This is a genomic window from Synechococcus sp. CBW1002, assembly GCF_015840915.1.
GTDB lineage: Bacteria > Cyanobacteriota > Cyanobacteriia > PCC-6307 > Cyanobiaceae > CBW1002.
Window position 1 is genome coordinate 3,424,969 of sequence record NZ_CP060398.1, and the last position, 22,075, is coordinate 3,447,043.

The 22,075-nt window shown below is 63.4% G+C and carries 19 protein-coding genes; 12 read left to right on the forward strand and 7 right to left on the reverse strand.

Annotation, left to right across the window (positions count from 1 at the left end):
- Positions 1-77: 77 nt before the first annotated feature.
- The 3 genes from H8F24_RS16915 (at position 78) to H8F24_RS16925 (ending at position 4,427) form a co-directional block, all read left to right on the forward strand.
- The gene (locus H8F24_RS16915) at positions 78-1,628 is read left to right on the forward strand and encodes an IS5 family transposase (protein ID WP_197170305.1); all 1,551 of its coding nucleotides are present in this window, start codon (positions 78-80) and stop codon (positions 1,626-1,628) included.
- Between the two features lie 163 nt (positions 1,629-1,791).
- Positions 1,792-2,910 carry a cation:proton antiporter gene (locus tag H8F24_RS16920; RefSeq protein WP_231597926.1) on the forward strand — a complete coding sequence of 373 codons (1,119 nt, stop codon included), beginning with the start codon at positions 1,792-1,794 and terminating at the stop codon, positions 2,908-2,910.
- Positions 2,911-3,653: 743 nt separating this feature from the next.
- Positions 3,654-4,427, forward strand: a complete 774-nt coding sequence (locus H8F24_RS16925; protein WP_197170311.1) for an SDR family NAD(P)-dependent oxidoreductase — start codon at positions 3,654-3,656, stop codon at positions 4,425-4,427.
- Positions 4,428-4,440: 13 nt separating this feature from the next.
- On the opposite strand, the gene H8F24_RS16930 is transcribed toward H8F24_RS16925, so the two are convergent.
- The 3 genes from H8F24_RS16930 to mfd all read right to left on the reverse strand — a co-directional run bounded on the left by H8F24_RS16930 (position 4,441) and on the right by mfd (position 9,543).
- Positions 4,441-4,992, reverse strand: a complete 552-nt coding sequence (locus tag H8F24_RS16930; RefSeq protein WP_197170312.1) for a hypothetical protein — start codon at positions 4,990-4,992, stop codon at positions 4,441-4,443.
- A gap of 68 nt (positions 4,993-5,060) precedes the next feature.
- Positions 5,061-5,735 carry a hypothetical protein gene (locus tag H8F24_RS16935; protein ID WP_197170313.1) on the reverse strand — a complete coding sequence of 225 codons (675 nt, stop codon included), beginning with the start codon at positions 5,733-5,735 and terminating at the stop codon, positions 5,061-5,063.
- A 193-nt stretch (positions 5,736-5,928) separates the two neighbouring features.
- A complete protein-coding gene (mfd, locus tag H8F24_RS16940; RefSeq protein ID WP_197170314.1) occupies positions 5,929-9,543 on the reverse strand; it encodes a transcription-repair coupling factor in 3,615 nt (1,204 codons plus the stop codon).
- 163 nt (positions 9,544-9,706) lie between these two features.
- On the opposite strand from mfd, the gene H8F24_RS16945 reads away from it, so the two are divergent.
- The 3 genes from H8F24_RS16945 to H8F24_RS16955 are packed head-to-tail and all read left to right on the forward strand — an operon-like array spanning position 9,707 to position 11,330.
- Positions 9,707-10,546 carry a hypothetical protein gene (locus tag H8F24_RS16945; RefSeq protein WP_197170315.1) on the forward strand — a complete coding sequence of 280 codons (840 nt, stop codon included), beginning with the start codon at positions 9,707-9,709 and terminating at the stop codon, positions 10,544-10,546.
- 42 nt (positions 10,547-10,588) lie between these two features.
- Positions 10,589-10,954: a hypothetical protein gene (locus H8F24_RS16950; RefSeq protein WP_197170316.1), complete on the forward strand. Its 366-nt coding sequence runs from the start codon at positions 10,589-10,591 to the stop codon at positions 10,952-10,954.
- Positions 10,899-11,330 (forward strand): hypothetical protein, encoded by a 432-nt coding sequence (locus H8F24_RS16955; RefSeq protein ID WP_197170317.1) that lies wholly within the window; start codon positions 10,899-10,901, stop codon positions 11,328-11,330. Before H8F24_RS16950 ends, H8F24_RS16955 begins: the two co-directional genes overlap by 56 nt.
- 20 nt (positions 11,331-11,350) lie before the next feature.
- On the opposite strand, the gene H8F24_RS16960 is transcribed toward H8F24_RS16955, so the two are convergent.
- Positions 11,351-12,133: a hypothetical protein gene (locus H8F24_RS16960; RefSeq protein WP_197170318.1), complete on the reverse strand. Its 783-nt coding sequence runs from the start codon at positions 12,131-12,133 to the stop codon at positions 11,351-11,353.
- Positions 12,134-12,203: 70 nt separating this feature from the next.
- Here H8F24_RS16960 and H8F24_RS16965 point away from each other — a divergent pair, with 70 nt between their 5' ends.
- The 6 genes from H8F24_RS16965 (at position 12,204) to H8F24_RS16990 (ending at position 18,149) form a co-directional block, all read left to right on the forward strand.
- Positions 12,204-13,019 carry a hypothetical protein gene (locus tag H8F24_RS16965; protein ID WP_197156015.1) on the forward strand — a complete coding sequence of 272 codons (816 nt, stop codon included), beginning with the start codon at positions 12,204-12,206 and terminating at the stop codon, positions 13,017-13,019.
- 13 nt (positions 13,020-13,032) lie between these two features.
- Positions 13,033-13,386, forward strand: a complete 354-nt coding sequence (locus H8F24_RS16970) for a DUF6464 family protein (protein WP_197159309.1) — start codon at positions 13,033-13,035, stop codon at positions 13,384-13,386.
- A 150-nt stretch (positions 13,387-13,536) separates the two neighbouring features.
- Entirely contained in the window at positions 13,537-14,901 is a 1,365-nt protein-coding gene (locus H8F24_RS16975; RefSeq protein WP_197170319.1) for a DEAD/DEAH box helicase, read from the forward strand.
- A gap of 90 nt (positions 14,902-14,991) precedes the next feature.
- Positions 14,992-15,174, forward strand: a complete 183-nt coding sequence (locus H8F24_RS16980; RefSeq protein ID WP_197156020.1) for a hypothetical protein — start codon at positions 14,992-14,994, stop codon at positions 15,172-15,174.
- Between the two features lie 598 nt (positions 15,175-15,772).
- Complete coding sequence (gene ppk2 / locus H8F24_RS16985; protein WP_370594717.1) at positions 15,773-16,705, forward strand: polyphosphate kinase 2; 933 nt, start codon at positions 15,773-15,775, stop codon at positions 16,703-16,705.
- A gap of 7 nt (positions 16,706-16,712) precedes the next feature.
- Positions 16,713-18,149, forward strand: a complete 1,437-nt coding sequence (locus H8F24_RS16990; RefSeq protein ID WP_197156026.1) for an NAD(P)/FAD-dependent oxidoreductase — start codon at positions 16,713-16,715, stop codon at positions 18,147-18,149.
- A 43-nt stretch (positions 18,150-18,192) separates the two neighbouring features.
- Here H8F24_RS16990 and fmt read toward each other — a convergent pair whose 3' ends face one another.
- The 3 genes from fmt to H8F24_RS17005 are packed head-to-tail and all read right to left on the reverse strand — an operon-like array spanning position 18,193 to position 22,026.
- Positions 18,193-19,257 carry a methionyl-tRNA formyltransferase gene (gene fmt / locus H8F24_RS16995; protein WP_197172517.1) on the reverse strand — a complete coding sequence of 355 codons (1,065 nt, stop codon included), beginning with the start codon at positions 19,255-19,257 and terminating at the stop codon, positions 18,193-18,195.
- 21 nt (positions 19,258-19,278) lie between these two features.
- Entirely contained in the window at positions 19,279-20,652 is a 1,374-nt protein-coding gene (locus H8F24_RS17000; protein ID WP_197156029.1) for a TldD/PmbA family protein, read from the reverse strand.
- A gap of 3 nt (positions 20,653-20,655) precedes the next feature.
- Positions 20,656-22,026, reverse strand: coding sequence for a TldD/PmbA family protein (locus H8F24_RS17005; protein WP_231598325.1), 1,371 nt, complete (start codon positions 22,024-22,026; stop codon positions 20,656-20,658).
- Between the last annotated feature and the right edge of the window lie 49 nt (positions 22,027-22,075).

A 22,075-nucleotide genomic window follows, 5' to 3' on the forward strand; every position in this document is an offset into this window, starting at 1 on the left:
GGTCTCAAGCATGAGAAACCGCTAAAGTGGCCGTGAATCAGGCAATCCGTGATTGCCTTTACTCCTGATCGTTCCATATGTACCGGAGGCACAATAACGGTCAGATCTCAATCAAGGAGTTCCACCTGCCATTTGGCGGCACACTTGATCCCGAGAATCGCTGGGTTCAACTGGAGGGGCTGATCCCATGGGATGAGCTGGAAGAAACCTATGCCCCTCAATTCAGCGCCACAATTGGCGCTCCAGCCAAATCAGTGAGAATGGCCTTTGGTGCTCTCTACATCAAACAGAAGTTAGGGCTCACCGACGAAGAGACAGTCCATCAGATCAGAGAGAACGCCTATATTCAGTTCTTTCTCGGCTTTGCGGGCTACACAGCTAAGGCACCGTTTGATGCCTCGATGATGGTGCACTTTCGCAAGCGTTTTTCTGACGAGGATCTGCGCCGTATCAACGAGCTGGTGGTGCAGCGCGGCAAAGAGATCCTTCTGGAAGCACTTGCTCAGGCAGCAGACGATGACGACCATGATGATCGTGATTCCAGTGGAGGAGGCGCTCAGCTAGAACTTGATGCGTTGATCAAGCCTGCTGACTGGCCAGAAGGAAAGAATTGGGGCACTCTCACGATTGATGCCAGTTGCACTCCAGCCGACATCACCTATCCCAGAGACCTCAAGCTCCTCAACGAGGCTCGCACAACGACCGAGCGAGTCATTGATGATCTGTGCAGTCAGTCATCGGGATTCAGGAGACATCGACCTCGCTACGACCGTGGCCTTGCTCGTGCTCATTTCCTGAGAGTGGCGAAGCAAAAACGACCACGTCGCCGCAAAGTGAAGGCTGCCATTAAACATCAGCTTGGCTATGTGCGGCAGAATCTCAAGGCCATTGATGCTCTGATCGGCTGCGGGGCAAGGCTTTCCGAGCTTAAGAGGCATTGGTGGCAGAAGTTGTTGGCCTGCAGCGAGTTGGAGCGGCAACAGGGCCTTCTGCTCGCCTCTCAGACCAACAGCATTCCAGACCGCCTGGTGAATCTTGTGCAGACCCATATCCGCCCAATGGTGCGAGGCAAAGCACGTGCTGCGGTGGAGTTTGGAGCCAAAATCAGTGTTTCGGTTCAAAACGGCTTTCCGTTCTTGCACCGCACAAGCTGGAACCCCTACAACGAAGGAGAAGACCTTATCGCTCAGGCGGAAAAATACAAGCTGGATACAGGATCTTACCCAGAGCGAATCTGCGCCGACCGGATTTATATCACGGCCAAGAATAGGCATTTCTGCACGAGGAACGGTATTCGCCTCTCCGGCAAGCGATTGGGTCGCCCGCCCAAGGATCCTGATGTCACCACTGCACACAAGCACCAGCTCCGATCTGATCAAGCTCGACGCAATGAAGTGGAAGGCGTCTTTGGCTCTGGAAAGCGCAAGTATTCCCTGGATCTGATCATGGCTCGTCTACCAGCTGGTGCCGAATCCTCCATCTCGATGGCCTTTGTCGTGATGTGCGCGGAAAAGGTCTTGAGGCTGCTGCGCCTCTTTTTTGTCCTTCTTTTTGGGTGGATCTACAGCTTTTTTATGGCCTGGTCAGCGATCAGAGCGCCTGAGGGCATCTGCAAGCCATGCTTTTGAGATCTGGCCGACTTGATGTCACCGCGCTTGCCAGCCTGATTAACGCGAAGCAAACGGACGAATCCGGCGCCGATGGGCCGAGAATCTTTTTCAGGAGTCCCTACTGACGGCCTGGCTCCCGGCGATGCTGCCGTGGCTACCACTGCCCGCTGGCGTGCTTGAGATGGCGCTCGGGGCATGGATCGGTCCTCAGGGTCTGCACCTGGTGAGTGTTGGTCCCTTTCTCACGAACATCTCCGCCTTCGGCATGGGGATGCTGTTTCTGGTGGCCGGCCTTGAGATCCAGCCGGACCTGCTGCGCGGCAAGCCGCTGCAGCGTGCCCTCACGGCCTGGTTTGCGTCCGCCGGCCTCGCCGTGGTCGTGGCGATGCTGCTGGTGAGCTTCGCTGGTTTCGACAATCTCCAGATCGTGGCTCTGGCACTCACCACCACAGCCCTGGGCATCCTGATGCCGGTGCTGCGGGATCGCACCCACCTCCCGGAGAGCTATGCCCGCACGCTCATCAGCGTGGCCACCCTCGGAGAGGTGGCGCCCACCGTGATTTTCAGCCTGCTGCTGGCAGGACAGCGTGCTCCAGAAGAGGCCACCATTCTCGTTGCCTTTGGCTCCGTTTCGATCTTGGGACTGCTGCTGGTGCGAAGGCATCAGTCCCGCTGGGAGGAACTGTTTGAGCACACCATGCAGCGATCGGCCCAGTTGCCCACCCGCCTGGTCGTGGGTGCGCTGATCCTGATGGTGGTGCTCAATAACGTCGTTCAGATCAACCTGGCGCTGGGGGGACTTGTGCTCGGCCTGCTGGTGCGTGAGGGCACTGCCCATCGGCATCGTCTCAAGATCGGAGAACGACTGGATGGTCTGGGCCAGGCCTTTGCGATTCCACTGTTTTTCATCGTGTCAGGCATGCAGCTTGACGTCCGTGCGCTGGCTCAGGCGCCAAGCCTCTGGGGACTGGTACCACTGCTGGCGTTAGCCATGCTGCTGGTGCGGGGGCTTCCCGTCTGGCTGCTGCTCCGAAAGCAGCTCAGCCCCCGGTCGCGGCTGGCTCTGGCTCTGGACAACGCCACCCAGCTGCCCCTGGTGGTGGCCATGGCCGTGATGGCGCGTCAGGCAGGTCTGTTGACACCACCTGATGCCACCGTGCTCGTGGCAGCCGCCGCACTCACAGTGCTGCTGTTTCCGGCCCTGGCCACCGTGGTGCTGGAGGGGGACAGACCCCTGACCACTGCCGAGCTCACAGGCTCAGAACCGCCTGGTCCTGGTCAGCCAACTCAGCCAAGCTGAGCAAGCCATTGAGGTTCCCTCTTTTCGGTGGGCAGGTCTCAGAGCTTCTCTGGGATGAGTGTACGGACAGGGATGAACTCCTGCCCGTAGTCGAACGGGCTCAGTTTCCGGGGGCCACGTCAGATGAGAGGCGTCGTTCAGGGTTGTCGTAGCCCTCAATCAAGAAGCAGGATCGCACTGCAGTTGCTGGGGTGAAATCAGGACTTGCCGATCGTCATCAAGGTCCATGTCCAGTTTCAGGGTGGGAAAAGAAGTTCTCCACCAAAGCGTGATATCCCAGCAGCATCCTTCCGCTCTGCGGGCGACGGTGCTGATGAGCCTGCTGCGAGGCGGGGCGGCTACCGCTCGATCCGCCAGGAGTCCCGGGAATTGCCTGCGACATCCAAAGGTCCAGAAGCTGGGAGTGATGGGAACCGGCCACTGGCTCGTCTTGATGACGATATTGACAGCCCTTGGGCCAGAATCTGGACGTTGCGTCACCGCTACCTGTCTCCTGAACCGGGGGAGCGGAAGCAGGTTGACGACTGAAAGCTAGACTGGCACGTCTTACAACTCTCTAGCTGACATTGCAAGCGATTGTGGAGAGAAGCTCCAGCACAACAAACCGGCTGACAGAAATGAAAGATCGTGACCAAACTGCGCAGTGCCTCCCGGCCTCATTAGCATGATCCGCAGAATGAGATCTTGAGGCTTGAAAAACTGAAAAGATCTTGTGATGCGTACCTGAAATGAGAGTCGAAACCATGAAGGACTTCAGACTGGATGGCCAAAGGGCGCTGATCTCAGGCGATTCAAAGGGCTTGGGTGCAGCCATCGCTGAAACATTTGCCGAAGCCGGAGCTGATATCGGAGTGATCGGCAGGAACACGGCAGGACTCCACAACACAAAGCGCCTTGTAGAAGGGAAAGGGCGACACTGCGATGTGATCACGGCAGACCTGGCTTGCGCCGAAGGAGCACAAAGAGCGGGAGACAAAGCCCTGGAACTTTGCCCTGCATGGGATGTTCTCGTCAACAATGCAGGCATCGCCGCCATAGTCAAACCGATTCTGGAAACTAGCCAGGCTGAGTGGGACGAGACTTTTGACTTGAATCTGCGCTCTGTTCTACTACTTTCTCAAGCCTTAGTTCCTCAGATGATCGCACGAGGAAGTGGGAAGATTGTGAATATTTCGTCGATTGGAGCCTTTGTCGGCTCGCCAGGCCTGAGTGCCTACGCCGCATCTAAGGCGGCACTGAATCAGCTCACACGCACCATGGCGGTTGAATGGGGTCCGCATAAAATCCACGTGAATGCTATCTGCCCGACAGTGATCCTCACTGATATGGGGCACGCAATCTGGGATAAACCGGCCATGAAGGAACAGAGAGAACTGAAGGAAAAGAGAATCCCCTTGCATCGCTTTGGCGAACCCAAGGAGGTCGCCAATGTCGCCCTGTTCCTTGCCAGCGCAGCATCAGACTTCATCCATGGCGTATCACTCCCGCTTGATGGAGGCATGACAATATCACCCTAGCGAGATTATCCTGTCATGCAGGCAACTGAGCATCAGGTTCAGGGCAAACAAGCTTTGGACCGACTCGCACATTCTCAAGCCACTGATTGAATGCGCACGCGAACGGAGCCACCAGTTCAAAGTAGCTGCACAGAAGGCCCTGATCCTCCCATTGCATCTGATAGGCAATGATGTCTTCTTGTGAGTAGACTTTAGTGATTTCAAAGCACGTCCTGTTGCTGTCCCACTGATTCACAACCAACCCAGCCTCTGCAAGGGGTGGATCATAACTGCAATCAAGAACATGCCAACCGCCATCCAACCAGATCTCAACCCAGAAGTGGGTGGGCAGGAATTCAGAGGGATGCAGGCTCTGAATTCCTGCAGGGATGATATCTCCGAAACAGATCTCGCCAACTCGCCCGCGAACCCCATATCCCAGCACTCCCAACCGCTGAAGCAACGCGATACCCTTGACATAGCAATTGTTCGCCGGACTTTCTGAAGAGACAGCCCAGGCATAGGGTCGATCTCTGATTGCATTGAAGATGCGTCGCGCTACCGGATGATCAGTGAGATAGTTCATGGCAGTTCTCAATCAGGGTGCCCATAGGTTTGCGAATCAATCAAAGAACTTTAACCATAAGTCATCAGTCAGAGGTATCCAAACAGGTCAAAGTCCTTAGCATAGATCCTGCGTAGGTTGGCGATCGCCACATCACTTAGCCCTGATGCTGACGCATCGATTGACAGGGCCGCTTCCACCTGGACAGGGTCGGGTGAGCGAAGCTGGATGCCTGTGATTGTCTGCAACAGATCAAGATCGGCTTTCCAGGTCTCCGCCTTGAACACACGATCAACATAGAGCTTTTCCTTGAACTCCAGGAACCTATGCTGAGGTCGAAACAGGGGATGGGACAGCAACGGTGAATCGGCTTCAACGTTGGCGGCAATCGCATCTGCTGACGATCCAAAACGCATCAATTCACGGCGTAAAGCGGTCAGCTCAGTGATCTGCTGGCCCGCATCCACACGGCGAATAACCGCGAGAAAGCGATCGATCGGATGACGGACAAAAGCATAGACAAACGCTGAACTGAAGAACAGCCGATCGCACCTGAAACATTCCTCCACCGTCAGAGGCCTGATCTGGAAACCAAGATAGGCATCAAGGAAAAGATCTCCGCCACTGCATGGGATCGGCAGAAAGATCAGATTGTCACGACGAAATTGCGGTGGGGAAACGTCGTTCTGGTAATTGCGAATCAGGCGCAGGCTCTCTCTGAGCGCCTTGGAGGCTTTGGAGGCGGAAAGGAGCTGGCTGAACATCAGAAGAATAAACGAGCCTCCAGACCAACTCTGTTCCAGCCGGCCAGCCGTGTCATCTCACCTGCGGGCGGGAACAGAACATCCGGCTTGCGTCTGGGCCATGGGCTGGCTCCTGGAGCATGGGCTTGCGCCTGGGCAGCTGGTTCTGTTCATGGTGGTTGGCCACCACAGCGATCACTGCCATCATCGCCGTTCAAAGGCTCAGCACCGCCTGGTTCTGGGCCTTCATCTGCGCTGCCCGCTCAGTCTCGGTGAGGCCGTCCGCCCCGGGGATCTGGGCGGCCATCTGGTTGAGCCATTCCATCAGCTGGTCCAGCTGCTTATCCATCGGCAGCACCCCCAGGCCACGGGCCAGCACCTTGGCGGTGCTGCCACTACCGGCCTGATAGACCAACCGGCCGTGCAGGTGCTGGGGCAGACCCTGACGCAGCAGGCGGAAGGCGGGCTCCTCCATCGGTGTTTCCAGGGCGATGTTGGGTTTCTCTGATTTGATGCGGGAGAAGCCGCAACGCCTGGCCAGCAGCTTCAGCTTCATCAGCTGCAGCAGCGAGATCACCGGTGCCGGGATGGCGCCATAGCGATCGACCCAGCCGGCGGCCAGCTCCACCAGAGCCTCCTGGCTGGAGCAGTCGGCAGCCGCCCGGTAGGCCGCCATCTTCTCGTCGTTCTCGGTGATCCAGTCGCCTGGGATAAAGGCCGTGATCGGTAGATCGATCTGGGTGTCGTCCACGGCGGGGATGTCCTGCCCCTGGATCTCCGCGAGGGATTCCTGCAGCATCTCCATATAGAGATCGAAGCCGATCGTTTCCATCTGGCCGCTCTGCTCCACCCCCAGCAGATTGCCCACGCCGCGGATCTCCATGTCGCGCATGGCCAGCTGGTAGCCACTGCCGAGCTGGGCGAATTCCTGAATCGCCCGCAGCCGTTGCCGCGCCGCTTCACTGAGGGACGCATCACCGGGATAGAACAGCCAGGCATGGGCCTGGATGCCGCTGCGTCCTACCCGACCACGCAGCTGATAGAGCTGGGCCAGGCCGAATATGTGGGCATCCTCGATCAGGATCGTGTTGACGCGGGGAATATCCAGACCGCTCTCCACGATCGTGGTGCAGAGCATCAGATCGGCCTCACCGGCATTGAACGCCACCATGGCGCTCTCCAGTTCTCCCTCCGCCATCTGGCCGTGGGCCACCAGCAGCCGCAACCCCGGCAGCATCACCCGCAGCTGGGCGGCCACCTCCTCAATCCCCTGCACCCGCGGCACCACATAGAACACCTGGCCACCGCGATCCAGTTCCTGACGGATGGCACTGCGCACCGCCTCTTCATCCAGGGAGGCCAGATGGGTCTTGATCGGGCGACGCATCGGCGGCGGCGTGGTGATCAGGCTCATTTCCCGCACCCCCGACAGGCTCATATAGAGGGTGCGGGGGATTGGCGTGGCCGAGAGGGTGAGCACATCCACATCCTTCCGCAGTGCCTTGATCTTTTCCTTCTGATTCACACCGAAACGCTGCTCCTCATCCACCACCAGCAGGCCCAGCTGCTGAAAGCGGGTGCCCTTGCCCAGCAGCTGATGGGTGCCCACCACCACATCCACGGTGCCGGCGGCCAGCCCCTCGCTGATCGCCTTGCGTTCGGTAGCGGTGCGGAAGCGGTTCAGCAGGCTCACCTTGAGCGGATAGGGGGCAAAACGCTCACTCAAGGTGCGCCAGTGCTGCTGCGCCAGCACCGTGGTGGGGGCCAGCATCGCCACCTGCTTGCCTGCAGTGACGGCCTTGAAGATGGCGCGGATCGCCACCTCGGTCTTGCCGAAGCCCACGTCGCCGCAGACCAGCCGATCCATCGGCTTGGACTGCTCCATGTCACGCTTGACGTCCGCGATCGCCTTCACCTGATCGGGGGTGGGTTCGTAGGGGAACGAGTCTTCGAGTTCGTTCTGCCAGGGGCCATCCGCGGGGAAGGCAAACCCCGGTGCCTGGTGCCGTTCGGCGTAGAGCTTCACCAGATCGAGCGCCACCTTGCGGATCGCCTTCTGGGCCCGCTCCTTGGCCCTGGTCCAGGCCACACCGCCCATGCGGTTCAGATCCGGCGGGTTGTCGCTGGTGGCGCGGTAGCGGCCGAGGCTGCCCAGCTGGTCGGCGGCGACGCGCAGCAACCCATCGGCGTATTGCACCACCAGGTAATCGCGCGATTCACCGCTGATCGCCAGCTTTTCCAGCTTCAGGAAGCGGCCGATGCCATGGTTGCGGTGCACCACGAAATCACCCGGCTGCATCTTGTTCGGGTCGACCGTGCGACTGGCGGCCTTGCGACGCCGGCGCACATAGCCCGTGGCCGCCAGGGCGTGCTGGCCGAAGAACTCGCGATCGGTGATCAGTACCAGCTTCCAGGCCGGCAATTGCAGGCCCTCGATCTCAGCGGTGCCCCGCGTCTTGAGCGCCACGGGGGTGTACTGCTCGATCAATCGATCGATGGCCGGAAAGTCGGCCGGATTGGGAACGAAGCGGGCGAGGCAGTCGTGTTCCTCCAGCAGGGCAACGGCGCGGCTGGGCTGGGCCGAGAGCAGCCACACTCTTGCCTTCTCCGCCACGAAGCCCTTGACCAGGCCCGCCAGCTTGCCGAAGGCGTTGGGATAGGCCGGCACCGAGCGGCTGGCCAGATCCAGGCTGTTGGGGTGGTTGTCGGTCTCGTGCAGTTCCGCCAGATCAAAGCCGGCGAAGCCATCGATCTGCTCCAGGGCCTCAAGCGGCGGGCGATGCAGCAGCGGCGGCAGCAGGGCAGCGATGGCGGCAGCATCGGTGTCGCCCGAGGCCCGCGCCAATTCCTCGCAGACATCCCGGTAGTGGTCGCCGGCGTGGTCGACCCACAGCTGGCCATGGGAGAGGCAATGGCGCCGCTCATCCACCGCGATCAGGGTGTTGGCCGGCAGATAGCTGAGCAGTGAGGCGGGTCGCTCCCAGGCCAGACCCAGCAGGCGCCGCATCCCCTCCGGTGTGCCGCCCTCCAGCAACTGCTCGGTGGCCTCGGGGCTGAGCAGCTGCTCCAGCCCATCGGGCATCGACTCGCGCAGGGCCTCGGCGATCAGCGGGCCATAGCCGGTGGGGGTGAGCCGCACCACGGCGATGCCATCAAGGGAGCGCTGCGAGGCCGGATCGAACTCCCGCAGCTTCTCCAGCTCCTCGCCGAAGAACTCCAGCCGCACGGGCAGCTCAGCACTCACTGGAAACACATCGACGATGTCGCCGCGGCGGCTCCAGCTGCCCTCCTGCTCGATCGTGGGCACCCGCTCGTAACCCAGGCGCGTCAGCGTTGCAGCCAGCACCTCGAGATCGACCGTATCGCCCTTGCGCAGGCTCAGGCACTCGGCTCTGAGGGCTTCGGGCGGCGGAAGGTGTGGCTGGAGAGCCCGCTCCGTGGCGACGATGGCAAGGCGACGGGCGTTGCCAGTCTTCGCCCCCTGCTCCGTCCCGTCCAGCAGTTCGCTGAGCACCTGCAGCTGACCCCAGGTGATCTCACTGGTGGGATCAAAGGGCTCGTAGGGGCTGCCCTCGCTGGTGGGGTAGAGCTGGCAGCTGCCCCAGCCCATCAGCTCCAGCAGGGCCGCCCAGCGGCCGGCTTCCTCAAGGGTGGGCACCACCACCAGCAGCGGCGCGTCGGCGGCCCCCGCCAGGGCACTGCTGACCAGGGCCCGCGCCGCCCGGCCGGCACCGCTCAGCCGCAGGCGCTGGGGCCGCTTGCTGCGCTCCAGCACCTCACTGGTGAGGGTCGCCTGCTGCAGCTGACGCACCAGGGCGGTGAGGGGCATCGGGAGCTGGGGCGAACGACCCCAGATCTTCGCAACCGGTGGCGGGCATCGCGGCATGGTCTGGCCAGAAGGGCCGCGGCGTTGCAGCCTGGAGATCGTGATGCGATTCCCCCCGCGATTCTCCTGGCGCTGCCCTGCCGGATCCCCTGAAGGGGCCAGGCGCATGGATGGAGTGGCAACGATCACAGGAACCCTGCTGGTCCTGGCACCGTTGCTGGCAGCCGGTCTGGGCCCTGGCCGGACCTGGCTGCGGCAGGCCAGTGCCGCCACGGCCCTGCGGCCCCAGGACGCCGCCCTCACCCCCAGTCAGGAGCTGCAGCTGTTTCGCCAGCTCGATCAAGGGGATCAGCGCAGCCGGCCGCGGATGACCTCCATCCCCGGTCCCGGCGGCGGGGTCGCCATCACCTACCGCAGGGAACCGGGCGAAACGCCTCTCACGGCGACCCAGTTGCGCCGTCTGGTTGCCAATCCGCAGAGCTACGAGAAAGAACGGGTTGTGATCACCGCCCTCCTGCAGGCCCTGCGCCGCCTCGGCGTCACCCTGGTGCTGGGCCCGCCCCGCAAGAGTGGCGCCCTGGCGGAATGGGAACCGAAGACAGCCGTGTTGCGCATCCGGCCAGACGCCGCCAATCGGGGCAGCCGCAGCTTCGCCCGCATGCTGAACCACGAAGCGATCCATGTGGCCCAGAGCTGCAGCAGCGGCCGCTTGCGCTCCATGCCAAAGCCCCTCGGCTTACCGCGACCAGCCTCCGCGGTCCTCGATCGCCAGCTGTCCCATCGGGTCTATGCCAGTGCCTCGCCCACGGAACGGATTGTGGAGCAGGAGGCCTACGCCAACCACAATCGACTTGATCTGAGCCTGCAGCTTCTGCGGCGGCACTGCCGGCCTGGTGCTGGCCAGACTGGATCGAGCGAGTCCGGCAAACGCGCCGGTTCCGGTCCTGGCCGTCTACCGCTGTCCCACCTGTCAATCCCAGCCCCTGCGGGCCCACCGCCGCGCTGACGGCACGTGCTCTGCGGCCGCTGCGGCCACCCGCTTGTGCGGATGACCTCGACGGGACCCTGGCCCATGCTGGCTGGAACCCTGCTGCTCCTCGGCCTGGGGACTCTCATCCTCCCCCGGCTGCTGGGACCCGACCAACCCTCTGGCACCAATGCTGCCATCGATGCCCGCGTGGAGGAGGGTCCGGCGGGCCTGGACCCCCAGGCCCGCGGCCAGTTGATGGACGATCTGGCCGCCGCAGATCGCGAATGGATCCCCCGCGCCGAGGCTCTGCCCGATGGCGGCACCCGCTACCTCTACAAACGCCGCAGCGGCGATCCAGAGCTCTCCATCCCGGAGATCAAGGACCTGATTGATCGCCCCCCCCAGCTTTCTGCAGGAACGCAACGCCATCGTGGCGTTGCTTGACAGCCTGGAGCGGGCGCAGGTGCGCATCGACCTGGTGCAGCCCCACAAACAGGGTGCGGCAGGCGAGTGGGATCCCAGGGCCGGCACCCTGCGCATCCGCCCGGATGTGGTGGAGAAGGGCAGCGAGGAATTTGCCAAAGTGCTCAACCATGAGGCGATTCACGTGGCTCAGAGCTGCGGCAACGGGAATCTGCGCGCGGCACCACGGCCGCTGGGGCTCACCACGCGCATGGATGCTCGGCTGGAACGCAACCTCGATGAGCCGATCTATGCCAAGGCGTCACCCAGTGAACAGGTACTGGAGCGGGAGGCCTATGCCAACCAGCACCATCTCGAACTGGGGCGTGCCCTGGTCGAGAGCCACTGCCTGAGCTGAGCCAGGAGATTGGCTCTCTGTCAGGTCGCAGCCTGCTCCAGCATCGCGGTCTCCAGCAGCATGTTGAACCGCAGCAATTCATCGTCGCTGAGTTGCTGGCGACTGCCGCGGTTGAACTGCTCCTCCAGGAATCGCCGACCTCGCTGGGCATCCCAGCCCAGCAACTGCAGCAATCCATCGCACTGACTGAGCAGATCGCAGCGGCGCAGCGGCAGCGGCGCGGCAGCTGGATCGCTGGGCACGCCAAGACTCTCCACCGCCCGCAGATAAGCCATCAGATCGGCATAGGTGGTGAGGCGGCTGCGGCTGGGATGGCCGAAGGCCCTCTCCAGATAGAGGCATTCCTGCTCCCGCTTCCAACCCAGGCGCTGCAGGGCGAGATCGAGTCGGGCCAACTCAGCGCTCCAGTCTTCAGGATCCGGGGGCGGTTCGGCGGCGGGCTCAGCGGGGGCCTGAGGTTCGGCGGCAGGTTCGGGTTCGGGCTCCACTGGCTTGGCGGCAGGCGTGAGGTCGACAGGACCGGATGGGGCGATCGGTGCTGGGTGGGGTCGCGGCTGCGGGACTGACGGCTGTGGCGATGGAGGCTGCGGAGGTGGCTTGACCGCAGCAGGGCGATGCACCAGTGCGGAAGAAGCAAGAGGGCCGATCTGAGCCAGCAGCCGTTCCCGGGCTCGGTCTTCCGCCTCCTCAGCCGTCGCGCCTTCCCCCAGGGCGCTGCCCAGGGGCACGCCAGCGGCAACGGCATGGGCCCGCACCACCCGGGCGCCCACTTCAGCGTGGACCAGCTGGACCTCGAGCAACATCGAAGTGGAGGAGGAAGGCGCGTTTCTAGAGTGACCCTTTCAGGCCCCGCTGCGGTCGCCGGGAAGCGCAATGGAAGCGGAGTCGATCGAGTCGATCACCCCATTACTGGCGTCGGCGGATCAGTGGGGAGAGGTGCTGCTGCTGCTGCCGCTGCTGCTGGCGCTGGAGGCAGTGCTTTCGGCCGACAACGCCATCGCCCTGGCCGCGATCTCCCGCCGGGTGGGCGATCGCGCCGGCCAGGAAAAGGCCCTGAACCTTGGCCTGCTCCTGGCTCTGGTGTTCCGCCTCGGCCTGATCGCCGCCGCGGAGTGGGTGCTCGACTTCTGGCCCCTCCAGCTCCTGGCGGCGGGCTATCTGCTCTGGTTGAGCGGCAGCCAGCTGCTCGGACTCAACGCAGACGACGACGAGCCGGAGGAGGGAGCCAGGCCTGAGGCTCTGCCAGCCCATGGCTCCCACCCGTCTCAAGGGCATCACCATGCCTCGCTGGGTTCGGTGGTGGCCACCCTGGCCCTCACGGACCTGGCCTTCTCCCTCGACAGCGTCGCCGCCGCGGTGGCGGTGAGTGATCGGCTGTGGCTGGTGATGCTCGGCGGCGTTCTGGGGGTGATCGCGCTGCGGCTCACCGCCGAACTGTTCATCCGCTGGCTGGGGGTGTTCCGCCATCTGGAGACGGCCGGTTACCTGGCGGTGGGACTGGTGGGCATCCGCCTGTTGCTGCGGCTGGCGTTGCCCCAGGTGGTGCCGCCAGAATGGTCGCTGCTGATCGTGGTGGGACTGCTGTTCGCCTGGGGCTTCTCAGTGCGCCGTCCCGTCCCTGCCCTGGAGACAGGGAGCCTGCCCAGCAGGAGCCTCGACCTCGAAGAGAGCGGCCATGGCCGACCCTGAGACCACCAGCCGCCTGCGGGTGGAACTGCGCCAGATCGACAGCGACCGGCTGCTGGATCGGCTTGAGGTGGCCGAGCTCGGCGAGATCCCCCAACCCGGCCGCTGGATCACCTGCGGAGGCACAAGCTTTCTGGTGCTGCAACGCCGGCACCGCTATCAACTGCGCAACGGCCGCTACGAGCTGGCGACCATCGCTCTGGAGGTGAAAGCCCAGAGCCAGCCTGCCGATGCCCGGTGGTGGCAGGGCCGGTGGGTGATCGGTGATCCCTCCTGCCGCTTCAATGCCCGCACGCCCTTGCTCCGCTGCGCCGTGCTCCCGGAGGGGCCCTGTGACCGCTGCGCTCACTTCACCAACGCCACCACATGAACCGGTGTCCGAGCGGTCCGGTCGTGACGATCACGCTGGCTCTCTAAGCGAAGCAAAGCACTCAAGGAGCAGCAGACCGCTGCGTCGCTGCATTCCATCGTGAGCCTGCCTGTAACGGGGCTGGGAGTTCCGACCCCACCCCCTAGGGTGATGAACCACGAATGGCTTCCCCTGCAGCGCTCTCCCGATTCCACCGGCGAGCCCCCCGCCGTCGACTTCGACTCTCTTGGGCTCGGCGAGCCTCTGTTGAGGGCTGTGGCCGACAAGGGCTATCGGGTTCCCTCGCCGATTCAGCGGGATTGCATTCCGGCAGTGCTGAGCGGCCGCGACGTGATGGCCGCCGCCCAGACCGGCACCGGCAAGACCGCCGGCTTCACCCTGCCGATGCTGGAGCGTCTGCGCCATGGGCCCCATGCCCGGGCCGGCGTGGTTCGAGCCCTGGTGCTCACCCCCACCCGCGAACTCGCCGCCCAGGTGGGTGAAAGCGTGACCGCCTATGGCCGCTACCTGGATCTGCGCTCCGACGTGGTCTTCGGTGGAGTGAAGGTGAATCCCCAGATCTCCCGTCTGCAGCGGGGCACCGACGTGCTGGTGGCCACGCCCGGTCGGCTGATGGATCTCCATCAGCAGAAGGCTCTCCGCCTGGATCGCGTCGAGATCCTGGTGCTCGATGAAGCCGATCGGATGCTCGACATGGGCTTCATCCGCGACATCCAGAAGATCCTGGCCCTGCTGCCGGCCAAGCGTCAGAACCTGCTGTTCTCAGCAACCTTCAACCCCTCGATCCGCCGGCTGGCCACGGGGCTGCTGCACAACCCCCTGCAGCTTCAGGCCTCCCCCGAGAATCGAACCGCCACCACGGTGGAGCACATCCTCCATCCCTGCGACATGGGGCGGAAACCGGATCTGCTCTGCCATCTGATTGCCAGCAATGACTGGCGGCAAGTGCTGGTGTTCTCCCGCACCAAGCACGGCGCCAACCGCCTGGCCGAACGGCTCACCCAGGAGGGGATGGCGGCGGCGGCGATCCACGGCAACAAGAGCCAGGGGGCCCGCACCAGGGCCCTGGCGGGATTCAAGAGCGGCGAGTTGCGGGTTCTGGTGGCGACCGATCTTGCCGCCCGCGGCATCGACATTCACCAGTTGCCCCACGTGGTGAATCTGGATCTGCCCAACCAGGCGGAAGACTATGTCCATCGCATCGGCCGCACCGGCCGTGCCGGCCACAACGGCCACGCCGTGTCTCTCGTGGCGGCGGAGGAGCATGAGCTGCTGCGTGCCATCGAGAAGATGATCGGCACCGCCCTGCCGCGCCAGGAGGTGCCTGGGTTTGAACCCAAGGTTCTGTCAGCGCCTCCCCTGGATCTGAGCGGCGGCCGGGGCCGGGGCGGCCCACCCCGCACAGGCAGCCGCAGGACTTCATCATCTGCACCGAGTGGCCGCCGTGGTGGGGGCGGCGGGCGGTCCGAAGCAGGTCGCCCTGAATCCGGCCGGCGGCCCCAGCGACGGGGCTGAGCATCTGTCAAAACCGCAGTCGTTTTGACAGTCCGAATCAGCAGAGTGCGTTCAGATAGCGGTGTCCCTGCCTCCAGCTCTCGCAGCTCCATGCCCTACGAACCCGGAAGCACCGAATGCCGCGTTCTGATCGACTGCAAGGCCCAGATCGAATCGATGCTCCTGTCGCTGAATCGCATCTCCGATTCGGCGCCCATCCGTGATCAGCTGGTGTCGGTCTACAGCCAGCTCGAAGGTCTGCACGACAGCCACCGCTCCTCGACACTGGTCTGAGCTTCTGCCACTGATTCGACTTCTGCCATTAGTCAAACCCCTGGCTTTCGTGCACCATGGTTTATCTGTAGTTGAGGCCATTCCTGAATCCTTGCCATCTTGTGGATGTCATCAATCACGAGCAATGGCAATCATCAATTCGTCTCCAGAGCAGATTAATCTGATCATCATCTTGTGATCTGCCGCTAGCCATCCATCGGAACACATGGATCAAGGAGGGGCTGGCAAGCCAAAGCACTCGCCGGATCTGAGCTTCAGACTCACATCCGTGCCATGACGAATCTTTCTCCAGTCTCTTGCCCACGTCACTTGCCCAGGCCACCCCGACAGGATCCAGCAGAGCCTCTGAATTCAGAGCAGGCCTGCCAGGTTCGACCTGAAGTCTTGAAAGAACAACACGAACGACACCACTTGATTCCGTCGAGATCACGCAAATAGTGACGGGTTTGAGATGCTGTAGCGACGATGGCCAACGGCTGAAGGACCAGGGGGCTTAACTTGGTCAATGCCGCCGATCGACTTCGTCCCCATGGCAGACAATGAACTGGAGATGGACCTGACCGAAACGGCCAAAGACAAGAAGGAAATCAAGAATGGCATGAAGGAGAAAAAAAAGAAGAAGAAAAAGAAGAAAGCCAACAATCTCATCAGCGGCAAGAGCAAGCATGGACCCAGCAAGGCTGTCTCCCTTGACCGCTACCATCCATCGCCGATTCTCGACGACTTCTCCGTCAATTCCGAAGGCAAGCAACCCAAACTGAATCGCAAGTTGTACGAGAAAGAGCTGGAAAGGCTGCAAGTGGAGCTGGTGAAGATGCAATATTGGATCAAACATGTTGGCTATCGCATTATCATCCTCTTTGAGGGCCGCGATGCTGCCGGAAAAGGCGGCACGATCAAGCGCATCACGGAGCCCCTCAATCCCCGAGGCTGCAATGTGGTGGCCTTGGGGACCCCATCGGACAGGCAGAAAAATCAATGGTATTTCCAGCGTTACGTCGAGAATTTTCCCTCCTCTGGCGAACTGGTTCTGTTCGATCGCAGCTGGTATAACCGGGCCGGCGTGGAACGGGTGATGGGATTCTGCACGCCTGAACAGGTGGATGAATTCATGCTGTCTTGTCCCGAATTCGAAAGGATGCTGGTCAGAAGTGGCATCACCTTGATCAAGTACTGGTTCTCGGTCAGCGATGACGAGCAGGAAGCACGGTTCCGCTCCAGGCTCCAGGATCCTGCCCGCCGCTGGAAGTTGAGCCCGATGGATCTCGAATCCAGGGATCGCTGGGTGGAATTCAGCAAGGCTAAAGACGACATGTTCCTGCATACCAACATCCCCGAAGCACCCTGGTTCACCGTCGAGGCGGATGACAAACGTCGCGCCCGGCTCAACTGCATCCGCCATCTGTTGAGCAAGGTGCCCTACAAGGACATGACGCCCGAAGCCATTGAACTCCCACCTCGCAAGAGCGGTGGTGATTACCAACGGCCGCCGATGAATGAGCAGTTCTTTGTTCCCAACTGCTATCCCTGAGCCGGCAATGGCAAACCAGCACTACTATCTCGAACTCGATCCCCCCCAGGAGTCGCTGCGCAGCTGTCCCCATGTGGTGGTGGTGGGTGGTGGGTTTGCGGGTCTGAAGGTTTGCCACACCCTCAAGAACAAGGATGTTCGGGTCACACTGATCGATAAGCGGAACTTCAACCTGTTCCAGCCCCTGCTCTACCAGGTGGCCTCAGGCCTGGTTTCCGAGGCCGATGTGGCCTCACCCTTGCGGCAGATGGTGGGGCAGGCCCCCAACCTGCAGATTCTGCTGGGCGAGGTGGTGGACATCCATGCCGACAAGCGCGAAGTGGTGCTCAACGATCGCCGCCTCAGCTACGACCACCTCATCCTGGCCAGCGGGTCGGGCAGCACCTACTTCGGCCGCGAGGAGTGGCGGCCGCTGGCGCCACCGATGAAGATCCTGGAGCACGCCGATGAAATCCGCCGGCGCCTGCTGATGGCCCTCGAGGAAGCGGAACAGACCCGCGATCCGGAACGCCGTCGCTTTCTGCAGACCGCCGTGGTGGTGGGGGCAGGTCCGGCCGGCTGCGAACTGGCCGGTTCGTTGATCGAGCTGATGCACCGCTCCGTCCGCTGCGACTTCAAACAACTGAAGCGCGAAGACTGTCAGGTGGTGCTGCTCGATGCGGTGGATCGGGTCTTGCCGACCATGGCGCCAGCCCTATCCGCCGATGCCGGTCACTATCTCACCCGTCAGGGGGTGGATCTGCGGCTCAACACCATGGTGGAGAGCATTCAGCCCGGCCGGGTTCTGATGCGCAGCACCGCCACCAAACTCGTAGACGAGCTGGAAGCGGCAACCATCTGCTGGACGGCCGGTGTGCGGGCCTCAAGGCTGGGCAAGCGTCTGGCGGACGCCACCGGCTGTGAGCTGGATCGGGGCGGTCGTGTGGTGGTCAACCCGGATTTTTCGGTGCCGGGCCATCCCGAAATCCGGGTGGTGGGTGATCTCTGCTGCTACAGCCACACCCAGGACAGCAAAGCCGTGCCTGGCATGGCCGGACCGGCCGTGCAGATGGGCGGTTGGGTGGCCAGCGACCTGCTCGCCAAGCTCAACGACCAGCCCCATGCACCGTTCCGTTGGATGGATCTGGGCAGCATGGCGGTGATCGGCCCCTGGTATGCCGTGGCGGATCTGCGCGGCCTGCATCTCACCGGCCTGGCCGGCTGGATCGTCTGGGCCCTGGCCCATCTGGCCTTCATCCCCGACACGGAGAACCGGATCGCGCTGTTCAGCAAGTGGATGTGGCAGATCGCCACCCGCCAGCGCACGGCCCTGCTGATCACCGGCCGCCCGGATCAGCACCTGGGTGTCGATGTGGGACTGATGCCTGCCGAACGTTCCGAACGACTGCCAGCCACGGTATCCCTGTCTGAAACTCCGGCTCAAGAAGAGGCAACGGCAGCCTGATCAAGGCTCAGACGCCGGTTGGGCCAGCGCGTCGGAGCCAGGATCAGACGCCGAAGCGATCCCCTGGCTGGGCCCCCAGCTGTTGCAGCAGGCTCTGGCCCGCCGCAGGAGCCTTGCCCTCCAGTTGCGCCGTGCGCAGCAACACGGGACAACCACCCGTGGCAATCACCAGTCCCACCCCCTGTGCCACGGCCAGCACCGTGCCAGGAACGGCCTCACTCGAACGATCGGGCACTCCTGACTGCGTGGGGAGCTCTGGCACTCCTGGCTGACTCCAGCGATCACACAACGCCGCCCCCGCTTCGCTGAGCTGGTCGCGCAGGCGCTGCACCAGAGGCTCGGTGGCCAGCAGCTTGATGCGTTTGCCCCGCCACTGGCTCACGGCGCCGGGGTAGAGGCCCATCACCTGGCGATGCAGGGTCAGGGCCGAGCTGGCCCAGTCGATCTGGAGGTCGTCCTTGGTGAGCATGCGGGCGTAGGTCGTGCCCTCTTCGCTCTGAGTCCGTACCCCGAGCCGCTGCAGCCGCTCCGCCTCCGGGCCGGATCCGGCCGCCTCGATCAGGGGCAGGCTCTCGATCAGAAGCTCGGCGGTGAGCTGACTGAGCCGCTGGCCGAGTTGCTCGGCGTTCTCGATCAGGCCGATCGGCAGACGGCGCTCCAGCAGCACCGGCCCGGTATCGAGCCCCTCCTCCATCGCCATGATCCCCACGCCGGTCTCGGCATCCCCCTCCAGCAGGCTCCACTGGATCGGGCCGGCGCCACGCCAGCGAGGCAGCAGGGAGCCATGGCCGTTCCAACAGCCCAGCGGCGGCTGGGACAGCACCGCTGGCGGCAGGATCTGGCCGAAGGCCACCACCACGTAGAGGTCGGCGCCGAGGGCAGCCAGCTGGGCCTGGCACTCGGGTTCGCGTCGGATCCGTTCGGGTGTGAACACGGGTAAGCCCAGCTCCAGGGCCCGTGCCTTCACCGGCGAAGGCTGAAGCGCCTTGCCACGGCCACGCCGCCGATCCGGCTGGGTCACCACGCCCACCAGCTGATGGCCTGCTGCCACCAGGGCATCAAGGCTGGGAACTGCGTAGGCAGGAGTGCCCCAGAACAGGATCTTCAACGCCATCGCGGGGCCGGAGCGTCAGGCCTCGCCGGTGATCGAAAGCCCTTCCACCCAGACATGCGGGCAGACCCCATCCGGGGTGATCTGCGGCTCCCCCTCGAAACCGACGATCGCCTTCAAGACCTGGCGGATATCCCCGGCCACGGTGGCGGCCTCGATCGAGCGGCGTTCACCGCGTCTGAGCAACCAGCCGTCGAAGGGCAAGGAGAACGACCCCTGGCTGGCCTTGACGCCGGCATGAAGCGCCGAGAGTGAGTCGATCCAGACGATCGGATCGGCAGCGGTGAAGCGATTCAGGCCCTGCTGGCCGCCGCCGCTGCCCGGGGTGGGACCGATCTCAAACCAATCGGGACCCACCGACACCTTGGCACCCATGCCCGCATGGCCCGTGGGAGCCACACCAAAGGCACGGGCGGTGGCTTCCGAATGGAGGAAATGGCGCAACACGCCCCCCTCCAGCAAGGCCAAGCGGGCCGTGGGTGTGCCTTCACCATCGAAGGCAGAGGCGCCGATGTTGCCGGGATGGCGGCCGTGGTCGTGCAGGTCGAGGAAGGGAACGGCAAGAGACTCCCCCAGCGACTCCCGGTTGCTGAGGCTGACGCCATCGAGCACGGCGCGGGCATTGAACAGGTTGCTGAAGGCGCCGATCAGATCAAGAAAGGCCTCGGGGCTGAACACGCAGGTGTAACGGCCGGTCTCGATCGGGGCGTAATCGAGGTGGGAGGCCGTGAGCCCAGCGGCCTCCTCGATGCAGCCGGCGATGTCGAGGTCAGCGGCGCCGTAGGCCAGGCGCACCGCACCGGCACTGCGTGGTTTGCGGCCGGCTTCTTCGGCCCGGGCGTAGAGATAGAGGCTGGCAGTGGTGAGCTGCTGCTGGCGGCAGGCACCGGCACTGTTGAGATAGATGCGGTCGCTGCTGCGCTGGGCCAGACCGTTGTAGGGAACGGTGTCGATGGCGGGATGGCTCTCCAGCAGCTGGTGCTCCGCATCCTTGAGGGTGGCGAGCAGATCAAGGATGCTGACCGGGTCCTTGATCGGTTGATCCAGGGGCTGCAACGGCGCAGTGGCCAGTGGCGAGAAGGCGGGGATGTCGTCGGCATTCCCGAAGGCGCTGGCCTCACTGGCACCGGCCAGGGCCCGCTCCAGGCCGGCATCGGACAGATCAGAGGTGCTGGTGATGCCCACAAGGCCGTCGTCGTTCCAGACCCGCACGGTGATGGAGCTGCGCTGAGCCCCTTTCATCTGCTTCGCCTCGCCGCGGTCGACCTGCACCGAGGTGTCGGTGCTGCAGGCGGCACCAAGATCCCACTGGCGAATGCCCGAACGGGCGGCCATCTGATCGAGGCGGGAGCGGAGGGTCTCGGCATCGAGACCGGAAGGAGAGCGGGTCATGACTCAGCGGCCTCCCACGGTGATCGAATCCACCTTGATGTGGGGCTGGCCCACGGTCACGAAGATGCTGCCGCTCACCGAGCCGCAGAAGCCCGCAGCCAGTTCAAGGTCATCGGCGCACATGGAGATGCGGGGCATCACCTCCTTGGCCTCACCGATCAAGGTGGCGCCCTTCACCGGCTTGGTGAGTTCACCGTTCTCGATCAGATAGCCCTCCTCCACGGCAAAGTTGAACTGGCCGGTGGGTCCGACGCTGCCGCCACCCATGGCCTTGCAGTAGAGACCCCGATCCACCGAGGCGATCAGCTCAGCGGGCGTATGGGGTCCAGCGGCGATGTAGGTGTTGCGCATGCGGCTGGCGGCGGCAAACGAATGGCTCTGGCGCCGGCCGCTGCCGGTGCGCGCATGGCCGGTGCGCCGCTCGCCGGCGCGGTCGCTGAGGAAACGCTGCAGCACGCCATTCTCGATCAGCACGGTGCGCTGGGGCTCCATGCCCTCGTCATCCATCGAGAGGGAACCGAAGGCGCCATCGCTGAGGCCTTCGTCGATGGCGGTGACGGCCTCATGGGCAATCGCGGAGCCGACCCGGTCGGCGAAGGGAGTGGTGCCCCGCTCCACCTGGGTGGTTTCCAGCAGATGGCCGCAGGCTTCGTGGAAGATCACGCCGCCGAAGCGGTTGGCCAGCACCACCGGGCACTGTCCGGCCTCGACGTAGTCGGCGTAGAGCATGGTGCTGGCGCTGGCACAGACCTCCTGGGCTGAGGTCTCGGCGTTCCACTGGCGCAGGTCGTCCGGTCGGCCGGAGGTGCCGTAGCGGCGTCCCACGCCGGCGCGGTGATCGCCATCGGCGGCCAGCACATTCAGTCCCACGGATTGATGCAGCCGGATATCGCGGGCAAAGGTGCCATCGCTGGCGGCCACCAGCACCTCCTGCCAGTCGCGGGCGTAACTGCCGCGGCGGGCCTGAAGGTGGCTGCCATGCCGTTGCAGCCGATCAGTGCCTTCCAGCAAACGATGGGTGGCTTCGCGCAGGTCGGGGCAGCGGTCGAGCCAGTCGAGCTTGGCGGCACCAAAGTCACGCAGACCGGGAAGACCCTCAAAGGGGGATCGATCCGGGACACTGCGCACCAGAGCCAGCATGCCCAGAGCCTGATCAAGGGCGGCCATCAGACCCGCCGCACTGAGATCATTGGTGGAGACAAAGCCATCCCGTTCCCCGAGGAAGACGCGGATGCCGGCACCCATGCCTAAGGCCGGGCTCACGTTGGTGATCGTGTCCTGTTCGGCGAGCACGCCAAGGTGGTCGGTGCGCTCGAGAAACACCTCCACCAGATCGGCACCAGCACCGCGGCCGGCGCTGAGCAGAGGCTCCAGGCGACCACTCCAGCTGGCATCAAAACCGGAAGGGCCGGCACTGGCGCGC

Coding starts and splice junctions, on each gene's coding strand:
- H8F24_RS16920 (WP_231597926.1), top strand. CDS start 1,792: ATGGCGCTCGGGGCATGGATCGGTCCTCAGGGTCTGCACCTGGTGAGT.
- H8F24_RS16965 (WP_197156015.1), top strand. CDS start 12,204: ATGGAAGCGGAGTCGATCGAGTCGATCACCCCATTACTGGCGTCGGCG.
- ppk2 (WP_370594717.1), top strand. CDS start 15,773: ATGAAGGAGAAAAAAAAGAAGAAGAAAAAGAAGAAAGCCAACAATCTC.
- mfd (WP_197170314.1), bottom strand. CDS start 9,543: ATGCCCCTCACCGCCCTGGTGCGTCAGCTGCAGCAGGCGACCCTCACC.
- H8F24_RS16925 (WP_197170311.1), top strand. CDS start 3,654: ATGAAGGACTTCAGACTGGATGGCCAAAGGGCGCTGATCTCAGGCGAT.
- H8F24_RS16915 (WP_197170305.1), top strand. CDS start 78: ATGTACCGGAGGCACAATAACGGTCAGATCTCAATCAAGGAGTTCCAC.
- H8F24_RS16945 (WP_197170315.1), top strand. CDS start 9,707: ATGGATGGAGTGGCAACGATCACAGGAACCCTGCTGGTCCTGGCACCG.
- H8F24_RS17000 (WP_197156029.1), bottom strand. CDS start 20,652: ATGACCCGCTCTCCTTCCGGTCTCGATGCCGAGACCCTCCGCTCCCGC.
- H8F24_RS16935 (WP_197170313.1), bottom strand. CDS start 5,735: ATGTTCAGCCAGCTCCTTTCCGCCTCCAAAGCCTCCAAGGCGCTCAGA.
- H8F24_RS16960 (WP_197170318.1), bottom strand. CDS start 12,133: ATGTTGCTCGAGGTCCAGCTGGTCCACGCTGAAGTGGGCGCCCGGGTG.
- H8F24_RS16980 (WP_197156020.1), top strand. CDS start 14,992: ATGCCCTACGAACCCGGAAGCACCGAATGCCGCGTTCTGATCGACTGC.
- H8F24_RS16950 (WP_197170316.1), top strand. CDS start 10,589: ATGACCTCGACGGGACCCTGGCCCATGCTGGCTGGAACCCTGCTGCTC.
- H8F24_RS16975 (WP_197170319.1), top strand. CDS start 13,537: ATGAACCACGAATGGCTTCCCCTGCAGCGCTCTCCCGATTCCACCGGC.
- H8F24_RS16930 (WP_197170312.1), bottom strand. CDS start 4,992: ATGAACTATCTCACTGATCATCCGGTAGCGCGACGCATCTTCAATGCA.
- H8F24_RS16990 (WP_197156026.1), top strand. CDS start 16,713: ATGGCAAACCAGCACTACTATCTCGAACTCGATCCCCCCCAGGAGTCG.